The sequence below is a fragment of the Ekhidna algicida genome, from assembly GCF_051379705.1.
Lineage (GTDB): Bacteria > Bacteroidota > Bacteroidia > Cytophagales > Cyclobacteriaceae > Ekhidna.
The window spans coordinates 1,293,938-1,313,284 of record NZ_CP179868.1 but is presented as its reverse complement, the minus strand read 5'-3'; the positions used below and the strand labels follow the sequence as shown (position 1 = coordinate 1,313,284).

General features: G+C 41.8%; 22 protein-coding genes. 13 read left to right on the top strand and 9 right to left on the bottom strand.

Annotated features, from left to right (window positions below):
* Positions 1-22: 22 nt before the first annotated feature.
* Positions 23-964, bottom strand: a complete 942-nt coding sequence (locus tag ACL8WY_RS05565) for a Ppx/GppA phosphatase family protein (RefSeq protein WP_436517438.1) — start codon at positions 962-964, stop codon at positions 23-25.
* A gap of 113 nt (positions 965-1,077) precedes the next feature.
* Here ACL8WY_RS05565 and ACL8WY_RS05560 point away from each other — a divergent pair, with 113 nt between their 5' ends.
* The 8 genes from ACL8WY_RS05560 (at position 1,078) to aat (ACL8WY_RS05525) (ending at position 8,263) form a co-directional block, all read left to right on the top strand.
* Positions 1,078-2,661, top strand: coding sequence for an acyl-CoA carboxylase subunit beta (locus ACL8WY_RS05560; protein ID WP_436517437.1), 1,584 nt, complete (start codon positions 1,078-1,080; stop codon positions 2,659-2,661).
* The gene (locus tag ACL8WY_RS05555) at positions 2,642-3,169 is read left to right on the top strand and encodes a hypothetical protein (protein WP_436518082.1); all 528 of its coding nucleotides are present in this window, start codon (positions 2,642-2,644) and stop codon (positions 3,167-3,169) included. The genes ACL8WY_RS05560 and ACL8WY_RS05555 overlap by 20 nt, the downstream gene beginning before the upstream one ends.
* Positions 3,170-3,178: 9 nt before the next feature.
* Positions 3,179-3,871 (top strand): SDR family oxidoreductase, encoded by a 693-nt coding sequence (locus ACL8WY_RS05550; RefSeq protein WP_436517436.1) that lies wholly within the window; start codon positions 3,179-3,181, stop codon positions 3,869-3,871.
* Positions 3,872-3,974: 103 nt separating this feature from the next.
* Complete coding sequence (locus ACL8WY_RS05545; RefSeq protein ID WP_436517435.1) at positions 3,975-5,042, top strand: M42 family metallopeptidase; 1,068 nt, start codon at positions 3,975-3,977, stop codon at positions 5,040-5,042.
* A 2-nt stretch (positions 5,043-5,044) separates the two neighbouring features.
* Entirely contained in the window at positions 5,045-5,794 is a 750-nt protein-coding gene (locus tag ACL8WY_RS05540) for an ABC transporter substrate-binding protein (RefSeq protein WP_436517434.1), read from the top strand.
* A 10-nt stretch (positions 5,795-5,804) separates the two neighbouring features.
* Entirely contained in the window at positions 5,805-6,446 is a 642-nt protein-coding gene (gene aat, locus ACL8WY_RS05535; protein ID WP_436517433.1) for a leucyl/phenylalanyl-tRNA--protein transferase, read from the top strand.
* Positions 6,447-6,651: 205 nt separating this feature from the next.
* Positions 6,652-7,524, top strand: a complete 873-nt coding sequence (locus ACL8WY_RS05530; protein ID WP_436517432.1) for an alpha/beta fold hydrolase — start codon at positions 6,652-6,654, stop codon at positions 7,522-7,524.
* A gap of 91 nt (positions 7,525-7,615) precedes the next feature.
* Positions 7,616-8,263, top strand: a complete 648-nt coding sequence (gene aat / locus ACL8WY_RS05525; RefSeq protein ID WP_436517431.1) for a leucyl/phenylalanyl-tRNA--protein transferase — start codon at positions 7,616-7,618, stop codon at positions 8,261-8,263.
* Positions 8,264-8,271: 8 nt separating this feature from the next.
* Here the strand turns inward: aat (ACL8WY_RS05525) and ACL8WY_RS05520 are convergent, their stop codons facing one another.
* On the bottom strand, positions 8,272-8,493 hold the full coding sequence (locus ACL8WY_RS05520) for a hypothetical protein (protein WP_436517430.1): 222 nt from the start codon (positions 8,491-8,493) through the stop codon (positions 8,272-8,274).
* 280 nt (positions 8,494-8,773) lie between these two features.
* Positions 8,774-10,471: a gamma-glutamyltransferase gene (ggt, locus tag ACL8WY_RS05515; protein WP_436517429.1), complete on the bottom strand. Its 1,698-nt coding sequence runs from the start codon at positions 10,469-10,471 to the stop codon at positions 8,774-8,776.
* 251 nt (positions 10,472-10,722) lie between these two features.
* Here ggt and ACL8WY_RS05510 point away from each other — a divergent pair, with 251 nt between their 5' ends.
* The 3 genes from ACL8WY_RS05510 to ACL8WY_RS05500 are packed head-to-tail and all read left to right on the top strand — an operon-like array spanning position 10,723 to position 13,804.
* Entirely contained in the window at positions 10,723-11,523 is an 801-nt protein-coding gene (locus tag ACL8WY_RS05510; RefSeq protein WP_436517428.1) for a hypothetical protein, read from the top strand.
* 47 nt (positions 11,524-11,570) lie between these two features.
* Positions 11,571-12,728 carry a tetratricopeptide repeat protein gene (locus ACL8WY_RS05505; RefSeq protein ID WP_436517427.1) on the top strand — a complete coding sequence of 386 codons (1,158 nt, stop codon included), beginning with the start codon at positions 11,571-11,573 and terminating at the stop codon, positions 12,726-12,728.
* A gap of 23 nt (positions 12,729-12,751) precedes the next feature.
* Positions 12,752-13,804: an amidohydrolase family protein gene (locus ACL8WY_RS05500; protein WP_436517426.1), complete on the top strand. Its 1,053-nt coding sequence runs from the start codon at positions 12,752-12,754 to the stop codon at positions 13,802-13,804.
* On the opposite strand, the gene ACL8WY_RS05495 is transcribed toward ACL8WY_RS05500, so the two are convergent.
* The 3 genes from ACL8WY_RS05495 to ACL8WY_RS05485 form a co-directional block, all read right to left on the bottom strand.
* Positions 13,801-14,265: a nuclear transport factor 2 family protein gene (locus ACL8WY_RS05495; RefSeq protein WP_436517425.1), complete on the bottom strand. Its 465-nt coding sequence runs from the start codon at positions 14,263-14,265 to the stop codon at positions 13,801-13,803. The two genes, ACL8WY_RS05500 and ACL8WY_RS05495, sit on opposite strands and share 4 nt — an antisense overlap.
* The gene (locus ACL8WY_RS05490) at positions 14,262-14,957 is read right to left on the bottom strand and encodes an SIR2 family NAD-dependent protein deacylase (protein ID WP_436517424.1); all 696 of its coding nucleotides are present in this window, start codon (positions 14,955-14,957) and stop codon (positions 14,262-14,264) included. Before ACL8WY_RS05490 ends, ACL8WY_RS05495 begins: the two co-directional genes overlap by 4 nt.
* Before the next feature lie 73 nt (positions 14,958-15,030).
* A complete protein-coding gene (locus tag ACL8WY_RS05485; protein ID WP_436517423.1) occupies positions 15,031-15,510 on the bottom strand; it encodes an outer membrane beta-barrel protein in 480 nt (159 codons plus the stop codon).
* Positions 15,511-15,743: 233 nt separating this feature from the next.
* On the opposite strand from ACL8WY_RS05485, the gene ACL8WY_RS05480 reads away from it, so the two are divergent.
* Positions 15,744-16,265: an outer membrane beta-barrel protein gene (locus ACL8WY_RS05480; protein ID WP_436517422.1), complete on the top strand. Its 522-nt coding sequence runs from the start codon at positions 15,744-15,746 to the stop codon at positions 16,263-16,265.
* A gap of 125 nt (positions 16,266-16,390) precedes the next feature.
* Positions 16,391-16,912, top strand: a complete 522-nt coding sequence (locus tag ACL8WY_RS05475; RefSeq protein ID WP_436517421.1) for an outer membrane beta-barrel protein — start codon at positions 16,391-16,393, stop codon at positions 16,910-16,912.
* Positions 16,913-16,959: 47 nt separating this feature from the next.
* Here ACL8WY_RS05475 and rsmG read toward each other — a convergent pair whose 3' ends face one another.
* The 3 genes from rsmG to ACL8WY_RS05460 all read right to left on the bottom strand — a co-directional run bounded on the left by rsmG (position 16,960) and on the right by ACL8WY_RS05460 (position 19,317).
* Positions 16,960-17,511: a 16S rRNA (guanine(527)-N(7))-methyltransferase RsmG gene (rsmG, locus tag ACL8WY_RS05470; RefSeq protein WP_436517420.1), complete on the bottom strand. Its 552-nt coding sequence runs from the start codon at positions 17,509-17,511 to the stop codon at positions 16,960-16,962.
* A gap of 130 nt (positions 17,512-17,641) precedes the next feature.
* Positions 17,642-18,253 carry an RNA polymerase sigma factor gene (locus tag ACL8WY_RS05465; protein ID WP_436517419.1) on the bottom strand — a complete coding sequence of 204 codons (612 nt, stop codon included), beginning with the start codon at positions 18,251-18,253 and terminating at the stop codon, positions 17,642-17,644.
* The gene (locus ACL8WY_RS05460; RefSeq protein WP_436517418.1) at positions 18,241-19,317 is read right to left on the bottom strand and encodes a glycosyltransferase; all 1,077 of its coding nucleotides are present in this window, start codon (positions 19,315-19,317) and stop codon (positions 18,241-18,243) included. The genes ACL8WY_RS05465 and ACL8WY_RS05460 overlap by 13 nt, the downstream gene beginning before the upstream one ends.
* Positions 19,318-19,347: the final 30 nt, after the last annotated feature.

Below are 19,347 nucleotides of genomic sequence, written 5' to 3'. Positions count from 1 at the left end.
ATTTATAAAGCTTTTTCAATACCTAATTAGAGGTATTTGCCTGAAGCTGGTCTAAGACATGATAGAGGATGCCTTCTTTTAGGGCGAAGGCAGAAATTCTCACATCTTTTAGGTTTAGTTTGTCAACGATGAAGTCAACAAGTACACATGCGACAACAATCATGTCTACCCGCATTTCGATCATGCCGGGAATAGCCAACCGCTGTTCTCTATTCTTTTCAATCAATCCTTTGTAAATACCTTTAAAAGCATCCTTACCAAATGGTAACTCGGTAGCGTCTTCATCTCTTGAGATATTGTTCTCCGTAGAATAGATATCACTCAATGTGTCGAAAGTACCTGAACAGCCAATCAAAGTTGTTGGGTTGTGTGTGCCACATGCATCCAATAGCGGATTGAGTTCCTTCACAAAATAAGTGTGTAGCTCTTCGATTTCCGAAGCGGTAATCGGATCAGATTTATGAAAATTTTCAACGAGTCGTTGACCACCTATTTCAAAACTCTGCATCCAATAGGCTTGGTCCTGGTCGGCGATGATGAATTCAATACTGCCACCACCAATATCCATAATCAGGTTTCTTTCAGACCCAAAATCAAGTGCTTTACTTGCGCCAAAGTAGATAAGCTCCGCTTCCCGAGTGCCGGAAATTACCTCGATCTCAATTCCTGTCAAACGCTTAATTTCCTCGACAAGTTTTGCGCCATTCCCAGCGTTTCGAATGGCACTGGTAGCCGTTGCAAAGACCTCATCAATTTGATTTTTATCTATGGTGTCTTTGAACTCCTTGAGTGTAGTTACCGCTCGGGTCCAGGCTTCAGGAGTAATCTCTCCTTTGTTGATTCCTTTTTCGCCAATTTTAACAGCCTTTCGCTCCCGATGAAATATTTCATGTGAGCCACCTTCCACTCTGGCCAGAAGAAGATGAAAAGTATTTGTGCCTAAATCGATAACCGCAACGTTCATAGCGGCCGCAATATAGCAAATTGGTGCTGAGTGATTTTAGATTTATTCAATAGATAATTTCAATTTCTCCTTTCTCCATTGCTCGCCTTATCTTTGGCGTTTTCAAAAGAAATATGAGTACAGAGAAACCCAAAACCGCAACCAACATACAATCCATCGCTGAAAAGAATGAGCGTCTTGAAGTGATGAATGAAGAAGCCCTCAAGGGTGGAGGTGAAGATCGAATTGCAAAGCAGCACGAAAAAGGTAAGCTGACAGCCAGGGAACGTATTGATTTACTGCTGGATGAAGGATCCTTTGAGGAGATTGGAAAGTTTGTGACCCATCGAGCCACCGACTTTGGCATGGATAAACAAAAAATCCTTGGTGATGGTGTGATAACAGGATATGGGACAATCAATGGTCGTCTTACTTATGTGTTCAGTCAGGATTTTACGGTCTTTGGAGGCTCATTATCTGAAACCTTTGCTGAGAAAATCGTGAAGATCATGGACATGGCTATGAAAAATGGTGCTCCAGTGATCGGGTTGAATGACTCAGGAGGTGCGCGTATTCAAGAAGGTGTGGTTTCGTTGGGTGGATATGCGGACATTTTTTATCGCAATACCCTAGCTTCTGGTGTCGTTCCTCAGATCTCTGCAATTCTTGGCCCATGCGCAGGAGGCGCAGTTTACTCTCCGGCAATCACAGATTTCATCTTCATGGTGGAGCAGAGCAGCTACATGTTTGTCACTGGACCCAACGTGGTAAAGACGGTTACTCAAGAAGATGTAACAAGCGAGGAGTTAGGTGGAGCTCAAACTCATGCTTCCAAAAGTGGAGTTACCCATTTCGCTTGTGCCAATGAGGCCGAATGCATACGCCAGATCAAGCAACTGATGAGCTACATTCCTTCCAATTGTGAAGAAGAACCACCAAGGCTCGATTATGAGATAGGGGATGAGACCCGTAAAGAGCTGGATAGCTTGATGCCGGAGAACCCAAACCAACCCTACGATATGCACGATGTGATCAATGGGATTATTGATTCGGATAGCTTCCTGGAAGTGCATAAAGATTTTGCTGAAAACATTATATGTGGATTCGGGCGGCTTGCGGGTCGAAGCATTGGTATTGTGGCCAATCAGCCGATGAGTATGGCTGGTGTTTTAGATATACATTCGAGCACCAAGGGAGGAAGATTTGTTAGGTTCTGTGATAGCTTCAATGTGCCACTATTGGTTCTAGTAGATGTTCCGGGATTTCTTCCGGGTACAGATCAGGAGTGGAACGGGATCATTACCAATGGTGCAAAGCTGCTCTATGCGTTTAGCGAAGCGACTGTTCCGCGGATTTCTGTAATTACAAGAAAAGCATACGGAGGCGCCTACGACGTTATGAACTCGAAGCATATTGGAGCAGACATGAATTATGCCTGGCCAACAGCGGAAATCGCAGTAATGGGTGCTCAGGGAGCTTCTGAGATTATTTTCAGAAAAGAGATTCAGAAGGCGGACGATCCAAACGCCATGCATCAGGAAAAGATCAACGAATACACAGAGAAGTTTGCTAATCCTTATATCGCTGCAGCCCGTGGCTTTGTGGATGAGGTAATCATGCCAAATGAAACCAGAACCAAACTAATCAGTGCGTTTAGCATGCTCGAGAATAAGGTGGACAAACTGCCAAGGAAGAAGCATGGGAATATTCCACTTTGATAAAATGCGTTTGATCTTAGGAGCACTAATATGTCTTGCATTCTTTGCCTGTGAAGGCGAACCTGAGCAACCATTTGATCTTCCGGGAAATCCAAAATATTTGCTCGCTGGTGACTCTGCGAAAACTTGGAAAATTGCACGAAGGTTTAATAATGGAACACGGATGAATATGGGCGATTGTTTTATAGCTCATCGTCAAACTTTCAGACTAAATAATGAATTTGCTACAAATTCAGTTGGACGAAGTGATTGCGGCGAACCAATGACAGGAAGATGGTCTTTAGCTCGAGATCCAAATGGTTTTAATTATCTCAAATTGGAAAGTAGCCAAATCCCGGAGATGATGAACATTGAAGAAGATTATAAACTTTTCAAGATAAAGATGCTTTCAGATAGCCTGCTTGTGGTTCAATTCAACCATGCACAGACAACAAAGAAGCAAACGACTCTAGTGGATTATTTTGTGCCGGAAGATGTTAAAGTAGACGATCGTAATTTTCATTGGTAAAAAAGAAAAATGAGTCAGGTAGCAATTATTACAGCAGCAAGTAAAGGGATGGGATTGGCCTGTGCTGAGAAGCTGGCAAGCGAAGGTTATCAATTGGCAATTCTATCACACTCTTCGGAGATTCATGATTTGGCGAGTAGGTTGGGCGGTATTGCTGTGCAAGGATCTACAGATAATGTAGAAGATCTGACTCGCTTGGTAGATGCAACACTTGAAACCTATGGTCAAATCGATGTGGTGGTAAATAATACGGGACATCCACCAAAAGGTGAACTTCTGGAATTGACAGATGAGCAGTGGAAAGAAGGAATTGATTTGGCTCTGATGAATGTGGTGAGAACGTCAAGATTGGTCGTTCCACACATGAGTGCTGGAGGCTCGATCATCAATATTTCGACATTTGGAGCCAAAGAACCATCATTGAGTTTCCCAGTATCTTCTGTCGTACGAACAGCTCTCAGTGCCTATACAAAGCTCTTTGCTACCAAGTACGGATCTAGCAAACTGCGAATGAATAATATCCTTCCGGGATTTATTGATAGTTATCCGGCAGATCAGAAAATCATTAATCAAATTCCGATGTTGAGACAAGGGACACCGGCAGAAGTAGCAGAACTGACACTATTTTTAGCGAGCGATAAATCAGAATACATAACAGGACAAGACTTCCTAATCGATGGAGGACTTGTCAAGAGTATCTAGAAAATTAAATATTGTAGAAAAAAATATTCTCAGGTTACCTCAAAAAATTCATCAATTGAAATCAATTCGTGAACTTGCAACTTGAGACTTACAACTAAAACACATGGATAAGAAAAGCAGAGACTTTTTATTTAAATACCTCAACAACGCCGCACCAACAGGCTTTGAGATGGAAGGACAAAAAATATGGTTGGATTATGTGAAGCCATACGTGGATGATTATGTTGTAGATACCTATGGCAGTGTATATGGAGTGGTCAACCCGGACGCCAAATACAAAGTGGTGATTGAGGCACATGCCGATGAGATTAGCTGGTTTGTCAACTATATCACTGACAAAGGCTACATCTATGTAGTAAGAAACGGTGGTTCGGATCACCAGATTGCCCCGTCTATGCGCGTGAATCTTCACACAAAGAAAGGAGTAGTTAAAGGAATATTTGGGTGGCCTGCCATTCATGTTAGAAAGGACAAGGAGGACAACCCGACTTTGAAAAATATTTGCATAGATGTAGGAGCTGAATCCAAAGAAGAAGTGGAGAAGATGGGCATCCATGTAGGAACTGTCGCGACATTCCAGGATGAGCTTTTCGAAATGAATAATAAGTATTTCGTGGGTCGTGCACTAGATAACAGAGCCGGTGGTTTCATGATTGCGGAAGTTGTTCGAAGAATCGTTGAGAATAAAGTGAAGCTTCCTTTCGGGCTGTATGTAGTGAATTCTGTTCAGGAAGAAATTGGACTTAGAGGAGCTGAAATGATCTCACGTCGTATCAAACCGGATGTGGCCATTGTCACCGATGTAACGCACGATACTCAGTCACCGATGTACGATAAGATCACCAGTGGAGATATGACGGCTGGTAATGGTCCTGCGGTTACGTACGGTCCAGCCGTTCAAAATAACTTGCGTGACATGATCTTGAAAGTGGCGGACAAAAACAAAATTCCATACCAGCGAATGGCCGCTTCAAGAACTACAGGTACTGATACCGATGCATTTGCATATTCTGATATTGGTGTTGCTTCAGCATTGATTTCCCTACCGCTGAAGTATATGCATACCACCGTAGAAACAGTGCACAAAGACGATGTTGAAAATGTGATCAAGTTGATTTATGAATCTGTGATTCAAATCAAGGGCGGTCAGGATTTTACCTACTTTAAATAATCATGAGTGACCTTCGGACTGTTCACGATCAGATGGGTCGGGAGGTCACTTTCTCTTTTCCGCCAAGGCGGATTATTTCACTAGTCCCCTCTCAAACCGAGTTCTTAATTGACACTGGAGCGCCAGTGGTGGGTCGCACTAAATTCTGCATTCATCCTGCAAATAAAGTGTCAAAAATTCCTGTAATTGGCGGCACAAAAAAATTCCGGTTTGATTCAATAAGAGCGCTCAATCCAGATCTTATCATTGGTAATAAAGAAGAAAACTATCAGGAAGGAATCGATGAGCTTGCAAATGAGTTTCCGGTTTGGATGAGCGATATCTATACATTGAATGATGCATTTAAAATGATGACTGCCCTTGGCAGTATTTGCAATAAAGAAGAGCTTTCTAATCAAATTATTCGGGTTTGTAAGAATGCGACCAAGGCAGTGAAAGGAGCCAAATCAGGCAAAGTGGTTTATTTGATATGGAAGGATCCTTGGATGGTAGCTGGGAAGGATACCTTCATTGATCATATGCTTGAGCATTTAGGTTTTGAGAATTTAGTTACAGAGAAACGCTATCCCGAATTAACCTCAGAGCAAATCGCTGAATTGAATCCCGATACGATTCTGTTTAGTTCAGAACCTTATCCGTTCACGGAAGAACATCTGAGGCAAGTGCAAATCCAATGGCCAGAGGCCTCATTGGAATTAGTAGATGGTGAATTATATAGTTGGTACGGAAGTCGCCTGAAGGAGTGGATGTAATTTTGTGTTTATGCCCATATATAGACTCACGGATGATCTCATTTTCCCGCCTGTAGAAGGGGCGGAAGATGGCATTGTGGCAGTTGGTGGAGATTTGCTGCCTGAGCGCTTAATGGTCGCCTATCATTCCGGCATCTTTCCCTGGTATAGTGAAGGTGAACCCATTATCTGGTGGAGTCCGGATCCGCGATTTGTGCTCTTTCCCGATCGATTACACATCTCTAAGTCGATGCATAGAGTATTGAATAAGGATGAACTGAAAGTGACTTTCAATCAGGACTTTGAAGGTGTATTGGCTCAGTGCAAGAAAATACCAAGGGAAGGACAGCAAGGCACATGGATTACTGATGAAATGCAATTAGCCTATATCCGCCTGCACGAACTAGGACATGCCAAATCGGTGGAGGTTTGGAAAGGTAAGGAGTTAGTTGGCGGCATGTATGGAGTGGATTTAGGCAAAGTCTTTTGCGGAGAATCCATGTTTTCACTTGCAAGCAATGCCTCCAAGCTGGCCCTTATCAAATTCATAGAGAAGTTTCACAAAGAAGGAGGAGAGCTTTTTGACTGCCAGGTGCATTCAGAACACATGGTGAGTATGGGCGCACAGGAAATTGAAAGAAAGGCGTTTTTAGCGTATCTAAAAAAGGATTAGTGTGTATCTAACGCTTTTTTGCTTTCTTCTCTCTTTTTTCAGCTTTCTTTTCTTTTGCCGTTTTAGTGGGTTCTTTTTTTACGCTTTTCTGCGCGTTTTTTCCTTTTGCCATACGTGTGTCTTTTGGTCAAAGATGCAGACTTAAAAGTTGATCTTTGTATCATTTGATCTTTTAAGATGAATTATATCCATCTTTATTCCTTAGATGGAGCACTATTCACTTGAGGATTGGTATAAGAGTACAACAACTTTCAGCTGGAAGGAGCATCAGGTCATTTATAAAATTCATGAAAGCGAGAAGCCCTGGCTATTGCTGATTCACGGGTTCCCGACAGCATCTTACGATTGGCATAAAATCTGGCATCAGTTGACTGAGAGATTTTCTCTAGTAGCTTTAGATATGTTGGGTTTTGGTTATTCAGACAAACCCAACCCATTTCCCTATTCCATTATGCAGCAGGCAGATCTGATGCAAGATCTAATTCAGCATCTGAAAATATCTGATTGTCACCTCTTAGCTCACGACTATGGCGATACGGTGGCACAAGAGCTAATTGCTCGACACAATGAAGGTGGAAGTGTTAATCTCATCTCTGCGTGCCTACTCAACGGTGGCATCTTTCCCGAATCACATCATCCATTGCCGATACAGAAAATGCTGATGAGTCCGATTGGATTCATTTTAAGCAAGCTGCTTAATCAAAAGAAATTCGAGAAAAGCTTTGGTCGAATCTTTGGACCAGATACATCGCTGGCAAAAGAAGAGTTGAACACCTATTGGCAATTGGTGTCCAAACATAATGGTCATCGCATCGCACATCTGATTATTCGCTACATGCGAGAGCGTGTGCAACATCGCGAGCGCTGGGTTGGTGCGTTACAAAATTTTAAACAACCGCTCGGACTAATCAATGGGTTAGTCGATCCCATCTCCGGACAAGTAATGGTCGATCGTTATCGCGAGATCATCACCGTAGAAAACATCTGGACGATGGATCGAATCGGTCACTATCCACAGGTAGAAGCGCCGGAGGAGGTAATGAAATTTTATAGGGAGTTTTTGAAATACCTCAAATAGAATTTGTCGAATGATATGTTGGGCAAGCTATTAGTTGAATAGCTGTAATCAGAAAAATTGAGTGTACTTTTCCCAAAGAAAATTAACATCCATGCCAACTTATCAATTATCTCAAGAGCTTTATTTTCCACCGGTTTCCGATGCTGAAGAAGATGGATGCATAGCAACAGGTGGAGATCTGGCGCCCGAACGGCTCATGCTGGCTTACCATTCCGGCATTTTTCCGTGGTATAATGATGATGAGCCGATTATGTGGTATAGCCCCAACCCGCGCTTTGTCTTACTTCCCGAAAAGCTCTACGTTTCCAGATCCATGCGTAGCGTCTTGCGAAAAGAAGAATTCAAGGTTACCTACAATGAAGATTTTGTCGGCGTGATTAATACTTGCAAGCAAATGCAGCGTGTGGGTCAGGACGGCACATGGATTACACAGGAAATGGTCGAAGCGTATATCAAGCTACACGAGCTGGGACATGCCCAATCGGTGGAGGTATGGAAGGATAGTGAGCTGGTCGGTGGCATGTATGGTGTCCATCTGGGCACTGTCTATTGTGGAGAGTCCATGTTCTCTAAAGTGAGCAACGCTTCCAAAGTTGGTTTGATTACATTCATCCAGAAGTTTAAAGAGGAAGGCGGACAATTATATGATTGCCAGGCCTACACAGACCATATGGCCAGTATGGGTGCAGAGAATATAGACCGAAAAGCCTTTTTGAAGCACCTCCCTCAAGAGCTCTAAAAATAAAGCTATGTCATGCCGCACTTAATCGTGCGTCTCACCCCATTGAGGTTATTCCCTTCCGCCATGTGGTTGGCGCTTTCCTTCTTCAGTTGATCATCGTCCGTGTTGAGGTTATTGCTCTCCGTATTCAGTTGATCACCCTCCGTGTTGAGGTTATCACTCTCCGTATTCAGGGAATTATTAGCGGAGTTATGGAGATTGTTATCTACCGTGTCGGTATCATTCACTTAGCTGTCGGTACCTCTTCCAAAGTCGCGGTAACAACTTCCGAAGTTGTAGGCATACTTTGCAAAGCAGTTATACTAAAGATATTCGGGTGTAATGCCGGACGTGATCCGGCATCTTCAAGAAAAGCAGCTTTCAACAACTTTTTAGCTTGAGTAATCAATCATCAAATAAATACGCCACTGTTTAATGCTTAATTCCAGTTTCAATAATTTCTATTTCGTTTGAAATAGCAAAGTTCAATAGCTTCAGCATTTAGCTATTTTCTCAATATTTTTTCCTTTAAAATCCCTCCGCATAATTATCACCTCTGGAGTAATCAGCCCCACCTTCCAGTTTACCATCTTCTCTCACTAAAATGCAATCCATTCGTCCCATCGCTGTGCGCATTTCGATCGGATGTCCCATCTTCTCCAGTTTCTCTATCACGGATGAGTCTATCGGTCTCTCTTCAATCAAAATACGATCTGGTAGCCATTGGCTGTGTGTCCGTGTGGCATTGACGGCATCCTGCATACTCATGCCATGATCAATCACATTCATAATTGCCTGAAATACCGATGTAATAATAGTAGCACCACCAGGTGTGCCAACAACCATTTTTAGTTTACCGTCCTTCTCTACAATGGTGGGGGTCATGCTGCTGAGCATCCTCTTTTCCGGCTTAATGGCGTTGGCCTCACCACCAACAAGTCCGAATTGATTGGCGACACCAGGTTTCACGCTGAAATCATCCATCTCATTGTTGAGAAAAAAGCCAGCACCTCTCACATACACTTTACATCCAAAAAAGGAGTTTAATGTAGTGGTTAGTGAAACTGCATTGCCTTCGGGATCAACGATTGAAAAGTGAGTGGTTTCCACGCTTTCAATCACCTCCACTTCACCTTCTTTTATGTCCTGTGAATCAGTTTTCTTTTTAAGTGATATAGAAGAAAATCGCTCTTTATTGTAATCTGGATCTAAGAGCATATCCACAGGCACATCATAATGATCTGGATCGCCCAAGTAGGTGGCTCTGTCCGCGTAAACTCTCCGTTCAAGTTCGGTGAGCAAATGAATTGTTTGTGCAGTATTATGTCCCATCTGATTAATGTCATATTGCTCAGCTCCTTGCAGCAATTGTAATACTGCAATGCCACCGCTTGATGGTGGAGGCATAGAGATAACTTTGTGTCCTCGGTAATTAGATGTCACTGGATCTCGCCACTGTGCGCTGTAGTTGCTTAAGTCGTCCTCTGATATTAAGCCACCGCCTCGCTGCATCTCTTTCACTATTTGATCAGCCACTATCCCGCCATAAAAACCATCCCTGCCTCTATCTCTGATTTGCGTGAGTGTTCCTGCCAACTCAGTGAATTTCACTGTGTCACCTTCCTGCCACATTCGCTCTTTCACCAGAAAGAAGTCTGAGCCATTTATCTCTACAAAATCAGATCGCTTTTCATTGAACTCATCGGCTTGATCTTGCGTGATTGTAAATCCATAGTAAGCGAGATTGATAGCAGGTTGAATGAGTTCAGAAATTGGCTTTGTTCCAAATTTTTCATGAAGCTTCAGGATGCCGTCGACCGAGCCCGGAACACCCGCTGCTTTGTGACCCTTCACACTCAATCCATCCATTACATTACCATCTGCATCAAGATACATATCCCGGGAGCCGGCCATGGGTGCTTTTTCCCTGAAATCCAGAGAGCCAATGGTGCCGTCATTCATGCGGTACAAGGCGAATCCACCTCCACCAATATTACCTGCTCTGGGAAATACCACCGCCAGCGTAAACTTGACAGCAAGGGCAGCATCAAATGCATTTCCACCATTTTTCAAAACCTCAACGCCCACCTGGGTAGCAAGAGGATGTGCTGAAGAAATCATAGCTTGTTCGCCTAAAGGACCAATTTCAGGTTCTGCGGGAGAGGTAACCTGGGTAGACTGACAAGCAGCAAGAAAAACAAGAAATAGGATTTTAAAGATTTTCATAGGGTAAGGGTTTGGCTTATTACATCGTCGAAACTAATCAACGACCAAGCGGTAAAAAAATGTCACTACACTTCCGTTATAAGAAAAACTGCAAAGATGATTTTCATAACTGGGTAGTATTCAAGAGGTAGCATTCGAATTCATTAAGCTCTTGGTGAATTCGAAATTTTGTTGTTACGGGTCGATTTACTATCTTCATCAGCCCTTAACTAAAATTGACTCCAATCAACCTATAAATACAAGCCAGCAATATGAAAGATTCACCTCGAACTCCACTGGATATAGAAATCCCAAAAGGGTACAGAAGATATAAGTTGAAGGGGATAGATCGTGAAATCATAGCCAAAAAGGGAGGCCCAACAGCCAGGCAAATCAAAACAAAAGCATCATACAAAGAGCTTCGTAATAATCAGAAAGAATTTGGAGTAGCTTCTATGATGGCGAAAACACTTCGCCAGTCTTTGTCCACAGGGATGTCAGAGATTTGTGAGACGTATGTTTCAGGCAAACTGACGGCACAGTTTAGAAACCTGGCCAAAATGGAAGAAGGTAAGACAGGCACCCGACCACTTTTTTTAAGTAAGCATGGACATTTATTGAACGGGTTTGAGTTCAACTCAAAGGCACCGTACGAAAAGATATTTGGAGCAAAATATTTTGTTAAGCCCGGATCCCAACGTGGACAAGTGATCCTCCATTTTCCTGCCTTTATTCCAGAAAAGATATTTAAGAGTCCCAAAGGCGCCACCAATTTTAAAATCACGGCACGTTTGATCGCACTATCGGATTATCAATTTGATCAGAAGGCGGGCGGATATGTGCCCTTGAACAAAGACCTTCATGGTAAGTATGGAACTTATGAAAGTTCGATGCTACCCTTGTTGAAAATTCCAACCGAGCCGATGACCGGTATGATCTCTATAGACAACAGGATCATTCCTGAAGGCACAGGATTGTTCCTGGTAATGGCGATCAGCTTTTACAAGATGGAAGGGGGGAAATTCGAACATTTGAGCAAAGAGAGCAGTATGCAAATTCAGCGCGTACTATAACCTATTGGAGCTAAGGTTCGTTCTTCTTCTTGAAATCCAACAGCCTTATGAAAGCTCTTCTATCATCGTTACTCCTTTTTGGGGTGCTACAAGCTTTTTCGCAAGACTACTATGACCGTGCACGAGCCAAGTTCAATGAAAATGACCTAGACTCAGCCCGATATTTTATCAATAAGAACCTGACGAAAAAACCGAACGCTGAAGATTATTTCCTGAGTGCGATGATTCACGAAGCGCAAAAAAAAGATCTTCGCGCCTTAGCTGACTATGAAGCTGTCATCCAGAAGGATCCAACAAATCTGGAGGCCTATTTTCAGAAAGGAATGATCTACTACAACGCTGCCAGCACTGAGCAAGCGATCAAAGACTTTACCTACGTTATTGAAAATCAAAGTGGATCAGAGACTCGCGCAATCTACTACGGGATGGATCCAACAGGTTCGAAAGGAACTTTCCTGACAACCCTGCAAACAATGATTAGCAGAGTGCATCAATATCGCGGCATGGCTCATCAAAAGATGGGAAATTGGGATGCAGCGCTAGCTGATTTTACTGAGGCATTTGAATATGATTCTTTGGCCGATTGTTTTGTGAATAGATCTCAACTATTTGCAAAAATGGGCAGAGAAAATGATGCGATCAGAGACTTGAGGGAAGCTATCCGTCTGGACTCAACCAACTATCATGCGTGGTACAATCTGGCTATTCTGGATGAAAATGCGAAGTTGCCCATTTCACTACTTACAAATGAAGAGTTTACGCCAATGCTCAACCTGGTAGGAGCTAATGCGTACGAAAGCGGTGATTTTGATTTATCTGCGATGTATCACACAAAAGCTATCGAAGCAAATCCCAATGATGACCTTGCATACATCAGTCGTGGTAAAGCACTTCTTCGAACCGGTGCCTATGGGCAAGCTCGACAAGATTTTATCACAGCCCTCCAGTTAAACTCATCGCGATCCGAGGCATTTTATTTGATTGGAAATACCCTATTTCATGAAAAGAAATATAATGACGCGATAGGTTTTTATGAACAATACCTCTCGGTGGATAAAGGCTATGAAAATGTATGGTTTAATGCTGCAATGGCATACCTCAATCTAAGTAAGTCAGAGAAATCATGCCAATACCTCCTGCAGGCAAGTCGCTTAGGCATGAAGCAAGCCGATGACATGATAGCGAAGCATTGCGATAGTCAATAGCTGATTTGTCTTACCTTTGTAATATGGCAAATCAGACAAGTTTGAAAATAGATATGCACACGCATATCCTCCCTCACAACATTCCAAATTTTGCTGAAAAATTTGGCTATGGAGACTTTATTCATCTCTTACATCACAAACCGGAAGCGGCACGCATGATGAAGGGAGATAAGTTCTTTCGTGAGATTCAATCGAACTGTTGGGACGAAAACCTAAGGATCAAAGAATACGAGAAATTTGATACTCAGGTGCAGGTAGTCTGCACAATCCCTGTAATGTTCAGTTATTGGGCAGACGCTCACGACTGTCTGGATCTTTCCATGTATTTGAACGATCACATTGCACAGGTAGTGGAGCAAAACCCAAAGAATTACATCGGTCTTGGTACAGTTCCAATGCAAGACACTGATTTAGCTATTAAAGAACTAGAACGACTGAAGAGCCTTGGCATCCCCGGAGTGCAAATTGGGTCCAACATCAATAATGAAAATCTAAGTAAGCCTCGATTCTTCGAATTCTTCGAGGCTTGTGAGCGTTTGGGAATGGCTATACTGGTTCATCCATGGGAAATGATGGGTCGGGAATACATGGAAAAATATTGGCTTCCATGGTTGGTAGGCATGCCAGCTGAAACCGCTAGAGCAGCTGCCTCAATGATCTTCGGTGGTATCTTCGAAAAATACCCAAAGCTACGTGTGTGCTTTGCGCATTCGGGTGGTTCACTGTTGGCAACCATTGGTCGCTTGGAGCATGGCTTCAATTGTCGGCCGGATTTGGTTGCGGTACACAATAATGTGAATCCAAGAGAATACTTGGGCAAGTTTTGGGTGGATAGCATTACTCATGATCCCACCTATCTAAAATATGTCATAGATCTTATTGGCTCAGAAAAAGTATGTTTAGGCTCAGATTATCCATTTCCATTGGGAGACTTGGAGATTGGAAAGTTTATTGCAGAGATGGATCTGCCACAAAATGATTTAGACAATATTTTCTATCAGTCAACATTGGATTGGCTTGGATTGAGCGAGAACAAGAATAAAGAATTGCTTAAAGTCTTGATGGGGGAGAACTAATGCTCTATCATGTATTTATTTAAGGATGATTTAGCCATTTTTCGGACTTTGTTTTTAAGGATTGGGGACCATCCTAACAATGTTCCTGTCAATCCTAATGCCATTTTGGACCACCGCCAAAAATCAAAATGATCAGTATGCTTTATAATAAGGCCATCTTTGAATTCCATGGTTGCATGTATGACATTGTGGACCTGATTTCCAGTTTTAGAGAATTCATAATCGGCTTCCCAAATACATTGTGCCATATGATCATCGCTCACAATTGAATCAAAATTGATTTCAAGCTTACCTTTTGAGCGTTCAATTAACATGGCCCACATGGCGGCTACTTCTTCGTAATTCAAATTTTGGAATGCTGGATCGTTGAAAATTACCTCTTTATGATAGCATTCGGCCATTTTCTTAGCATCATGGTTCTTAAACGCGTTGTAGAATTTTTCTAAGGTTGTCTTACTCATTGGTATTTTTTTATCAGGTGGTCTTTCACTTTTGGCAAACCTGTACTTGCCGCTTCTTCATAAAAATGGAAATTGTCGCCGCCTGCAATTTCGGGTATTTTAGGATCAACAATAAATTTAGGCACTGCAGGTCTGATGAAATCAATCAGTCCGGCTGCCGGATAAACGACTAACGAAGTTCCTGCAACGATGAAAATGTCTGCAGTTAGTACCTCTTGCATTGCGGGTTCCATCATTGGTACCGCCTCACCAAACCAGACAATGTGAGGTCGAAGTTGTGAACCTTTTGCACATTTATCCCCCTCTTTCAATTCCCATCCGTCAAGTTCATAGATCAATTCCGGGTCTAATGTACTCCTTACTTTACTGATTTCTCCATGAAGGTGCATGACATTCGTGCTACCTGCCTTTTCATGCAAGGAATCAATGTTTTGGGTGATGACTACAACCTTAAAATGCTTTTCTAAATCCACTAATGCATAGTGCCCCGCGTTGGGATCAACTTCCTGCGCTTGCTTGCGTCGTTGATTGTAAAACTCGAGAACTAATGCACGATCATTTGTCCAGGCTTGTGGAGTAGCCACTTTAGTCACATCATGTCCTTCCCATAGTCCTCCAGAGTCTCTAAAGGTCTTCAATCCACTCTCTGCACTGATGCCTGCTCCTGTAAGTACTGCAATTTTTTTCTTCATCCACTCATTTATTTGAACAGCATAAAAAAGCCCTGACAATCAAGTCAAGGCTTTTAATTAAAGTAAGTTTTACTTAGAAGGAATACATTACTCCAGCCTTCAACCCGAATCCGAATGGATCATTTGCTCCATCTGGCTTTGCCAAGTTGTAATTCAATGCAGTTGTTATACCAAAGCTACTTGCAAGAGGAAATATTGCTCCACCACCAAGATTTAAACCTAACGTACTGCTTGGATCACCACCAATATTGGTAAGTCCCGCATTACCGTATACTTGGGTGGATCCAGTTACAAAATAGTAGCGAAAATTAATATCCAATACATTCGTAGTGAAGCTGTCTTTAGTATATGAATAATACTCCAAAGATCCGGACATATCACTTTTGAAGAGGTACTCCAGGTTGGCACCAAAACCAATGGTTCCATCACCTCCAAAAGGGCTGGCTGCAAAGCCTAAGCCAGCACCTGCACGAAAGTCTCCTTGACTTTGAGCCGAGGCTACCATGGTGATACACATAAACGTTAGAGAAAGAAGTAAAATTTTAAATTTCATAGTCTGAATTTTGTTTAATGAGTTTATTAATTCCAACTAAATATAGCTCATCTCGAGACAAGGAGAAAAAAGTGTGAAAGTGTAGCTTTTTTGCTGAAAGCTATCTTATTGATAATGAGGTACGTATTTGTATAATTACATAAGCGGATAAAATACCCACACGGTGGTATTTTATACTTCGCTAGGTATGCCTATATTGCACTCATTGTACAACCAAATTATTTATTAATCCTATGAAAAAATTTACTATCCTTTCATTATTTGCAGCATTCGTACTTTTCGGATTTTCTGCAAACGCACAAGAGCAAGGCGACATCAGAGTTGGTGCTGGACTTGCTATCGGAACTAAAGCTGGTGCAGAAGCAAACGGAAATACCGTAGATTCTAAGCTTGGTATTGGAATCAACTTGGGAGCAGAGTACCTAGTTACTGACGCGATCAGTATTGCACCTAGCTACACATTCTTCTTTAAGAACTCGGTAGGCGGAGCTGATTACTCTTCTAGTTCATTAAATATCGACGCTAGATATTACTTTGGTGAAAGTGGAGTTTACGGTCTTGCTGGTTTTGCTTCAGGAACAGCTAAAGTAGAGGGCGGTGGATTCTCTCTTTCTACTTCTGAAGGAGGTCTTAACATTGGTGCAGGTATCATGTACCCACTTAGCGATAACCTATTCGCTAATGGACAAGTTAAGTACACGACTCCTGGTGATGGTCAGCTAGTGATCAACGCGGGTGTAGCTTTCGCATTCTAAGAAACACTTAGATAAGAAATTAAAAGCCCTTCCATTTGGAAGGGCTTTTTTTGTGATCATTTCTAAATATTGTATCCTTTCATTTCGAGTTTCCGTTTTTTGGAATAAATAAAACAATACTCAAAATGAAAAAACTAATACTTACAGCAAGCCTGATCGCTTGCATCGGAATTGCACAGGCACAAACAGAAAAAGGAGGATGGCTTATTGGAGCTACGTCCAGTCTGGGTTTTAACTCCACTAAATTTGACGGAGTGAGTGATCGACAAACATCCTTTAATATTGGAGGTTTGGGAGGATATTTTTTGATGGACAACCTGGCTGCTGGCCTCAATGTTGGCTATTCGAGTGCAAAGCAAGGGAATTCAAAGGGCTCATCTACTTTGATTGGTCCATTTGCTAGATATTATGTAAACGGGACATTTTTTGTTGGCGCTTCGTTTTCTGCCGCATCAAGCAAGTTCGATGCAGGTTTAGGTGAAACCAAAACTAATTTTACGGTATTGGCATTTGAGGCCGGCTACCCAATCTGGATTGTCGATAATGTAGCAATTGAGCCAAGTTTGAACTATGGGATGTCATCAGGAGATGATATAACCAATAGCAATTCATTCGGGTTAAACGTTGGGTTTTCACTCTACTTTTAAGTCGAATTTTTATTTCATTACAAAAACCCCTTCATAGGGGTTTTTATTTAATACACAGGCACGTAAATGATCTTCTTGGTTTCGAAGAAATCCTCAACAAAGTAGCCTGAAAGGTCTTTTTCAATATATCGTCTGCCAAATTCTTTCATTTCCTTAGATAGGTCGCCGCCTTTCAACAATATCATTCCATTATCGAGCTCGTTGCGCTGTATTTTGCTTATTTTTTGGTGTGCCCATATAAAGAGTTGCTTTGTTTGAGCTACGGCTCTGGATACAATGAAATCAAACTTTCCGCTCACCTTTTCCATACGTTGATGCTCCGCAGTTAAATTAGTAAGCCCAATTGCATTTGCAACTTCCTGAACTACAGTAATTTTCTTTCCTATGGAATCAACTAAGTGAAATTGGCAGTCTGGATATAAGATAGCTAGCGGGATACCTGGGAAGCCACCACCCGTTCCTACATCAAGTATTTCTGATCCACTTGCAAAAGATGTAAACTGAGCAATGGCAAGACTATGCAAAACATGCCGCTCGTAGAGTTGATCAATATCTTTTCTGCTTACGACATTGATTTTTGCATTCCAGTCTTCATACAAATTTTGGAGTTGTCCAAATTGATCTATTTGCTGGCTTGTAAGCTCGGGGAAGTATTTTTGAATGATTTCGATGAGCTTGTAAATTAAGTCACAAAGATTCTGAAATAATTTCAGAATGATCGGTTCAAATTTAGATATGCTTCTTTTTGTCTTTCACTAATTCATACATCAGCTCCCTTGCGCGATGCAGTTGTGCTTTTACGGTACCCAAAGGTGCTTCCAGCTCTTGAGCTATTTCATCGTAAGACAGTTCATCAAAGTAGCGAAGCTTGACCAATCGCTGATACTTTGCCGGCAGCTTGTCCACAAACATTCGAACCAGTTCAATTTTTTGATCTTTGATGGTTTCCTCGTCTGGAGTTAGGTTTTTATCCTGTACATCAATGTTTACTGATTCACCGCTATCATCAGTAAAAGTACTGTTGAGACTAAAGGTGTTTAGTTTCTTCTTTCGAATAAAATCAATCGCATTGTTGGTTGCAATTCGGAAGAGCCAGGTGCTGAATGTGTAATCTTTTTTGAAGCGGCTTAGGTTTTTAAACGCTTTTGCAAATGCTTCAATGGTTAAGTCTTCTGCATCATCCACATTTCTGACCATTTTTAAGATCATATGATACACCGGTTTTTTATAGCGCTGCATCAACTCTGCATAAGCTGCTTCATCATTGCCCTCAGTGGCAAGATCAATAAGCTTAAAGTCCCGCAGAGCTTTATCAGAAAACTGACGATTTAGTTCTTCCATTTAATGTCCTTTTCGAGTTTTGACCACAATGCAATCCCAGGGATTAGCACTGCATATATGATGTCAACGAGTGGAAGTAATATATAGTTGATATTGACTTCCATTTTGCTCGCAGCAAATCTATAACTCACTAATTTAATAAATAGGTAAAAAAGGAGCATTGGAAAGAAAAAAGACTGAGTGGTAGCAAATAGTAGAAGAATTAGTGTAGAAAGGTGAATCAGATGAAATAAAGTTAAGAATGCTTGATCACGGGCTTTATATACCTTACCAACAGACAGGTGACGAATTTTCTGATGCCAATAGGCTTTCCAGCTTGTTTCAGGTTTAGTGTACATTAGACTTTCACGTCCTAAAACGACTTGAATGTTTGATTTAGTCGCATTTCGTTGGATGAACAAATCATCGTCGCCTCCGGTGACGGATTTACAGCTTTCATAACCACCTGTTGCCTCAAAAAAAGACTTCCTCACAGCCATATTTCGACCTACACCCATATAAGGCTTCCCTAACAATACCCTGGAAATGTATAGAAAGGCGGTCATAAAGGCTTCAAATTGAATGAAGTAGGAAAGGAATGTGCCATTGGATTGGTAGGGAGAAATTCCAATTAGGATGTTTTTTTCGTTGGTAATGTGATTGTTTAATGTCTTGAGCCATTGATCGGAAGCCGGAATGCAATCGGCATCTGTAAAAACAAGCCACTCACCAGTAGCTTTGGAAATCGCTTGGTTTAATGCAAATTTTTTAGGATTCCAATTAGCAGCGACTTCCTTGATATCAATCCAACTAATTTTCGAATTATTAAGGCCGTCCAAGTAGGCTTTACTTTGATCGGTGCACCTATCGAGCGCAATTATCACCTCAAATTTTGGGAAGTCTTGCGCAAGCAATAATGGAACATGGTTTTTCAGGTTTGATTCTTCATTTCGGGCGGCAATAACTATGCTCAGTGATTCTTGGTTCTGATTGAATGGAGATTTGTAGCTCTTGAAAGCAGCCGTTAGAAGAAGGGTAATACCAAGGTGGAGGACACCGATTATGCACAAGGCGATGAAAATCATATTGCAAGATGATTAAAATATAAAAGCTGA